This is a genomic window from Streptomyces sp. NPDC053048 (assembly GCF_044547045.1).
Lineage (GTDB): Bacteria > Actinomycetota > Actinomycetes > Streptomycetales > Streptomycetaceae > Streptomyces.
In genome coordinates, this window is sequence record NZ_JBITZS010000002.1 from 549,456 (window position 1) to 556,598 (window position 7,143).

The 7,143-nt window shown below is 74.4% G+C and carries 3 protein-coding genes; all 3 read left to right on the forward strand.

Annotation, left to right across the window (positions count from 1 at the left end; genetic code table 11):
• Position 1 precedes the first annotated feature (1 nt).
• The gene (locus ACIG36_RS07300) at positions 2 to 3,013 is read left to right on the forward strand and encodes an alpha-mannosidase (protein WP_399923358.1); all 3,012 of its coding nucleotides are present in this window, start codon (positions 2 to 4) and stop codon (positions 3,011 to 3,013) included.
• Positions 3,014 to 3,094: 81 nt separating this feature from the next.
• Positions 3,095 to 5,836 (forward strand): CocE/NonD family hydrolase, encoded by a 2,742-nt coding sequence (locus ACIG36_RS07305; protein WP_399923361.1) that lies wholly within the window; start codon positions 3,095 to 3,097, stop codon positions 5,834 to 5,836.
• Positions 5,833 to 6,717: an ABC transporter permease gene (locus tag ACIG36_RS07310; protein ID WP_399923364.1), complete on the forward strand. Its 885-nt coding sequence runs from the start codon at positions 5,833 to 5,835 to the stop codon at positions 6,715 to 6,717. The genes ACIG36_RS07305 and ACIG36_RS07310 overlap by 4 nt, the downstream gene beginning before the upstream one ends.
• Positions 6,718 to 7,143: the final 426 nt, after the last annotated feature.

Here is a 7,143-nt window from a genome sequence, read left to right on the forward strand (position 1 = left end):
CATGCACAACGACCGCACCATCACCGAGGCCCGGCTCAAGCGGGTGCTCGACGAGCGCGTCCGGCCGGCGGTGTACCCCGAGTCGGTGCCGCTGGAGGTGTCCGTGTGGCACGCGCCGGGCGAGCCCGTGCCCGTCGCGCAGGGGCTGGCGGCCGAGCGTACGCCGGTCGCGGTGGGGACGCCGTGGGGCCCGGCATGGGGGACGAGCTGGTTCACCGTCTCCGGGACCGTGCCGGAGCGCTGGGCGGGCCGTACGGTCGAGGCGCTGCTGGACCTGGGGTTCGACGAGAACATGCCGGGCTTCCAGTGCGAGGGCCTGGTCTACCGTGCGGACGGCTCGCCGGTGAAGGGACTCAATCCGCGCAACCAGTGGGTGCGCGTCGGCGAGCGGGTCGCGGGCGGCGAGCGGGTGCTGCTGCACATCGAGGCCTCGTCCAATCCGGTGATCCTGGACTACCACCCGTTCGTGCCGACGGAGCTGGGCGACCGGGAGACGGCCGACGACGCCCCGCGCTACCGGCTGGCGCGGATGGACCTGGCGGTGTTCGACCGGACGGTGTGGGAGCTGGTGCAGGACCTGGAGGTGCTGGGGCAGCTGATGGCCGAGCTGCCGGTGGACTCGCCGCGCCGCTGGGAGATCCTGCGGGCCGTCGAGCGGGCGCTGGACGCGGTGGACCTGCAGGACGTCGGCGGGACGGCGGCACGCGCGCGTGAGGCGCTCACGGGCGTGCTGGCCTCGCCGGCGCACGCCTCGGCGCACCGGATCTCGGCCGTGGGGCACGCCCACATCGACTCGGCGTGGCTGTGGCCGCTGCGCGAGACGGTGCGCAAGGTGGCTCGTACCACCTCCAACATGACGGCGCTGCTGGAGGACGAGCCGGACTTCGTCTACGCCATGTCGCAGGCACAGCAGTTCGCGTGGATCAAGGAGCACCGGCCCGAGGTGTACGCGCGCGTGAAGAAGGCGGTCGCGGAGGGCCGCTTCGTGCCGGTGGGCGGCATGTGGGTGGAGTCGGACACCAACATGCCGGGCTCGGAGGCGCTGGCGCGGCAGTTCGTGCACGGCAAGCGCTTCTTCCTGGAGGAGTTCGGGATCGAGACGGAGGAGGTGTGGCTGCCGGACACCTTCGGGTACTCCGCCGCGCTGCCGCAGCTGGTGAGGCTGGCGGGCGCGAAGTGGTTCCTGACGCAGAAGATCTCCTGGAGTCAGACCAATAAGTTTCCGCACCACACGTTCTGGTGGGAGGGCCTGGACGGCACCCGCGTCTTCACCCACTTCCCGCCGATCGACACCTACAACTCCCAGCTCTCGGGGCAGGAGGTCGCGCACGCCGTCCGCAACTTCCAGGAGAAGGGCGGCGCCACCCGTTCGCTCGCGCCGACGGGCTGGGGGGACGGCGGTGGCGGTACGACGCGCGAGATGCTGGCGAGGGCGAAGCGGCTGGCGGACCTGGAGGGGTCGGCGCGGGTTGTCTTCGAGAAGCCGTCGGCGTTCTTCGAGAAGGCGCACGCCGAGTACGACAGCGCGCCGGTGTGGGTGGGCGAGCTGTACCTCGAGCTGCACCGGGCGACGCTCACCAGCCAGGCGCGCACCAAGCAGGGCAACCGGCGCTCCGAGCACCTGCTGCGCGAGGCGGAGCTGTGGGCGGCGACGGCGGCGGTGCGGGCCGGCTTCCCCTATCCGTACGAGCGGCTGGACCGGCTGTGGAAGACGGTGCTGCTGCACCAGTTCCACGACATCCTGCCGGGCACGTCCATCGCGTGGGTGCACCGGGAGGCCGCGCGGACGTACGCGGCGGTGGCCGCCGAGCTCGAGTCGGTCATCGGCGAGGCGCTGGCGGCGCTGGCCGGGGACGGGCCGGGGACGGTCGTGTTCAACGCGGCACCGCACGGGCGCGAGGGCGTGGCGGCGCACGGCGCCCGCCCGGCCGGGGCCCGCACGCCGTCGCCGGTCACGGCGGAGCCACGCGAGGGCGGGGGCTTCGTGCTGGACAACGGCCTGCTGCGGGCCGAGATCGACGGGCGCGGGCTGGTGGTCTCGGTGTACGACCTCGAGGCGCGGCGGGAGACGATCGCGCCGGGCGCGGCGGCCAACCTGCTGCAGCTGCACCAGGACTTCCCCAACATGTGGGACGCGTGGGACGTGGACCGCTTCTACCGCAACACGGTGACCGATCTGACGGACGCCGAGGCGGTGGAACCGGCCGGCGACGGGGCGGTGCGCGTCGTGCGGGCCTTCGGGGCCTCACGGGTCGAGCAGCGCCTCTCGCTGCCGCCGGGGGCGCGGCGGCTGGACGTCGAGACGGAGGTCGACTGGCACGAGACGGAGAAGTTCCTCAAGGCGTCGTTCCCCCTCGACGTGCGCACCGACCGGGTGGCGGCCGAGACCCAGTTCGGGCACCTCTACCGCCCCACGCACACCAACACCACCTGGGACGCCGCCAAGTTCGAGGCGTGCGCGCACCGGTTCGTCCAACTGGAGGAGCCGGGGTGGGGCGTGGCGCTCGTCAACGACTCGACCTACGGGTACGACGTGACGCGGACGGTACGCGCGCGTGACGGCGGAACGACCACCACCGTGCGGCTCTCCCTGCTGCGCGCCCCCCGCTTCCCTGATCCCCGCACCGACCAGGGCACGCACCGCTTCCGGTACGCGCTCGTGCCGGGCGCGTCCGTGGCGGACGCGGTGCGGGAGGGCTACCGGATCAATCTGCCGGAGCGGCGGGTGCCGGGGGCCACCGGGGTGGAGCCGCTGGTGACGGTCAGGGACCGGGCGGTGGTCGTCTCCGCGCTGAAGCTGGCGGACGACGGCAGCGGTGACGTCGTCGTCCGGCTCTACGAGTCGCTGGGCGGGCGGGTCCGTACCCGGCTGGGCGCGGGGTTCGTGGTGGAGTCGGCGTCGGTCTGCGACCTGCTGGAACGTCCCACGGCGGCGGCCGCCGTGACGGACGGTGGCATCGGCATCGCCCTGCGGCCGTTCGAGATCCTCACCCTGCGGCTGAAGCGGGCCTGAAGGGGGAGCGGTGTCGCCGGAACGGCCGCCGGGCAGCGGGTGGACCACGGGGCGGACGGCGGCTCCGCTTAGCATTCGAACATGAAGCTGCGTTTCCCCCGCCCGCGCGGGCGGCGGCTGTTCGCCGCCACGGCCGCCGGCGCCGTGCTCGCCGGTGCCGGCACCTGGACCGTGGCCACGGCCACCGGTGGCGATCCGCCCGTGCGTCGCGAGGACCGGATCGTCACCGTGCCCGCCGGGCCGGACGGCGGAAAGAACGGCGTCCGGCTCGACACCTCGTTCTTCACCGCCGGCGGCTCGGGCCCACGACCCGCCGTCCTGCTCGCGCACGGCTTCGGCGGCAGCAAGAAGGACCTGCGCACCCAGGCCGAGGAACTGGCGGGCGAGGGCTACGCGGTGCTGACCTGGTCCGCGCGCGGCTTCGGACGCTCCACCGGCCGCATCGGCCTCAACGACCCCGGCCACGAGGTCGCCGACGTCAGCCGGCTCGTCGACTGGCTCGCCAAGCGGCCCGAGGTGCGCCTGGACCGGGCCGGGGATCCCCGCGTGGGCATCGCGGGCGCCTCCTACGGCGGCGCGGTCGCCCTGCTCGCCGCGGGGCACGACAAGCGCATCGACGCCATCGCCCCGCAGATCACCTACTGGAACCTCGCCGACTCGCTCTTCCCCGACAACGTCTTCAAGAAGCTCTGGTCCGGCATCTTCTTCACCACCGGCTCCACATCCACCGGAGCCACCGGCGCGGGTGGCGCGGGTGGCGCGGGTGGCTCCGGCGGCAAGGCCGCCGTGACCCGGCCGGCCGACTCCGGCTGCGGGCGGTTCGAGAAGGAGCTGTGCGAGATGTACGAGCGGGTGGCCGTGGCCGGCCGGCCGGACGCCAGGGCCCGCGAACTGCTCGAGCGCCGCAGCCCCTCCGCGGTGGCCGACCGGATCAAGGTCCCCACGCTCCTCGTGCAGGGACAGCGCGACTCCCTCTTCCCCCTCGACCAGTCCGACGCGGCCGCCACCGCCATCCGGCGCAACGGCGCGCCCGTCGCCGTCGACTGGGCCTCCGGCGGCCACGACGCCGGCATGGCGAGCGAGCAGCGGCGCCTCGAGCAACGCACGCGCGCGTGGTTCGACCGCTACCTCAAGGGCGACGACGGCACGAGCACCGGCCCCGCCTTCCGGGTCAGCCGGACCGGCGGCATCGACACCACCGACGGCAAGGCACGGCTGCGTGCCGCGACCGGCAGCACCTATCCCGGCCTGCGCAACGAGGTCCGCACGGTCGGCCTGACCGGCGATAAGCAGTCCTTCGCGAACCCGGCCGGGGCCAACCCGGCCGCCGTCTCCGCCGTGCCCGGCATCGGCGGTGCGGCCGCGCGGCTGTCGGGTCTCGGCATCGGCCTCTCCCTCGACTTCCCCGGCCAGTACGCCCGTTTCGAGTCCGGCAGGCTCACCGAGGGCGTCCGGGTCACCGGCTCGCCGACCGCGAAGGTGAAGGTGGCCTCGGACACGGGCGAGGCGGTGCTGTTCGCCAAGGTCTACGACGTGGGGCCGGGCGGGCAGCAGCAGCTGCCCGGCCAGCTCGTGACGCCGGTGCGCGTCTCGGACGCCAAGGGCGGCCGCACCGTCGAGCTGCGGCTGCCGGCCATCGACCACACCTTCGAGGCCGGGCACCGGATGCGGCTGGTGCTGGCCGCCACCGACCTCGGCTACGCCTCGCCGGACCGGCCGGCCACGTACACCGTCTCCCTGGCGGGCGACGGCCTGAGCGTGCCCACCGCGCCCGGAGTGCGGACCGGTTCTGCCGCGCTGCCGTGGTGGACGTGGGGACTGCCGCTGGGCGCGGTGGCCGTCGCCGCCGCCGTGCTGCTGACGGGCCGCCGGCGCACCACCGCACCGGCGCCGGACCCGGCACTGGCCGACGTGCCGCTGCAGATCACCGGGCTCGCCAAGCGCTACGCCAAGTCCGCCGACCGGTACGCCGTGCGGGATCTGTCCTTCCGGGTCGAGCGCGGCCAGGTGCTGGGGCTGCTGGGGCCGAACGGCGCGGGCAAGACGACCACACTGCGCATGCTGATGGGCCTCATCCGCCCGGACGCGGGCGAGATCCGGGTCTTCGGCCACTCCATCCGGCCGGGCGCGCCCGTGCTCTCACGGGTGGGGGCGTTCGTGGAGGGGGCCGGATTCCTGCCGCACCTGTCGGGCCGGGCCAACCTGGACCTGTACTGGCGGGCGACCGGCCGCCCGGCCGAGGACGCGCACATCGACGAGGCCCTGGAGATCGCCGGCCTCGGCCCCGCGCTGGAGCGGGCGGTACGCACGTACTCCCAGGGCATGCGGCAGCGGCTGGCGATCGCGCAGGCCATGCTCGGGCTGCCGGACCTGCTGATCCTGGACGAGCCGGCGAACGGTCTCGACCCGCCGCAGATCCGGGAGATGCGCGAGGTGATGATCCGTTACGCGGCCGCCGGCCGGACCGTCATCGTCTCCAGCCATCTGCTGGCCGAGGTCGAGCAGTCCTGCACGCACCTGGTGGTGATGGACCGCGGGCGGCTGGTGAGCGCCGGACCGGTGGCGGAGATCGTCGGCTCGGGCGACACGCTGCTGGTGGGTGTGGCGAGCCGGCTGTCGGAGGTGATGACCGACAAGGTGGCCGCCCTGCCGGGCGTCGCCTCGGCGATCCGCACCGACGAGGGCCTGCTGGTGCGGCTCGACGGCGCCAGTACACCGGAACTGCTGGCGGAACTGGTCCGGCTGGAGATCCCGGTGTCGAGCGTGGGCCCGCACCGGCGGCTGGAGGACGCGTTCCTGACCCTGATCGGAGGCTCCGCATGAGCACGGCGAGCAGCACCACGCGCCCGGCGGGCGCGGCGCCGGAGTCCGCACCCGGATACCGGGCGCGGCACACCCTGCCGCTGCGGGTGGAGGCCGCCCGGCAACTGCGCCGCTGCCGCACGCTGGTGATGGCGGCGGTCCTGGCCGTCCTGCCCTTCGTCCTGATCGCGGCCTTCGCGATCGGCGGCGACCCCAACGGGCGCGACGGCCGGGTGACGCTGATGGACACCGCCACGGCCTCCGGCGTGAACTTCGCGGCCACCACGCTGTTCGTCTCGGCGGGCTTCCTGCTGGTGGTGCCGGTGGCGCTGTTCTGCGGCGATTCGGTGGCCTCGGAGGCCGGCTGGTCCTCGCTGCGCTATCTGCTGGCGGCCCCGGTGCCGCGCGCCCGGCTGCTGGTGAGCAAGCTGACGGTGGCTCTGGCCTTCAGCGCGGCGGCGATGGTGCTGCTGCCGCTGGTGGCACTGGCCGCGGGCACGGCCGCCTACGGCTGGGGGCCGCTGCAGATCCCCTCGGGGGGCTCGCTGGACGCGGGGACGGCGACGGGACGGCTGGCGATCGTCGTCGCCTACGTCTTCGTCAGCCAGCTGGTGACGGCGGCGCTGGCGTTCTGGCTGTCGACGGTCACGGACGCGCCGCTGGGCGCCGTGGGCGGCGCGATGGGGCTGACGATCGTCGGCAATGTGCTGGACGCCGTCACGGCGCTGGGCCACTGGCGGGATCTGCTGCCGGCCCACTGGCAGTACGCGTGGGCGGACGCGCTGCAGCCGCACATGGAGTGGGGCGGGATGGTGAAGGGCACGGCGGTGTCGGTGGCGTACGCGGTGGTGCTGGTCGCACTGGCGTTCCGGCACTTTCGGGGGAAGGACATCGTGTCCTGACGCCGGGCCGGCGAAGCCGGTCGGGGTACGGCCGGTTCGGGTGCCGTCGGCGGGTCCGTACGGGTGGTACGGCACCGCCGGTCCGGTGCGTGAGGTTGCGCGCCGTCGCGGCGGGGGGAGAGGCCCCGGTCCCGCCCTTTCACCGTTTCCCGGGGGCAAGCCCCCGGCCCCCCGAGCTCCGGGCTGCGGGCCACAGGGCCCGGAGCCCGGGGGCGCGGGGGGGGCGGGGGCCGGGAGGCGGGGGCCCTCGGCAGCCGGGGCCCCGGATCTCGGGAGGGCCGCAGGACCGCAGGGCCGGAGGACCGCAGGACCGCAGGACCGCAGGACCGGAGGACCGGAGGACCGGAGGACCGGAGGACCGGAGGACCGGAGGACCGGAGGACCGGAGGACCGGAGGACCGGAGGACCGGAGGACCGGAGGACCGG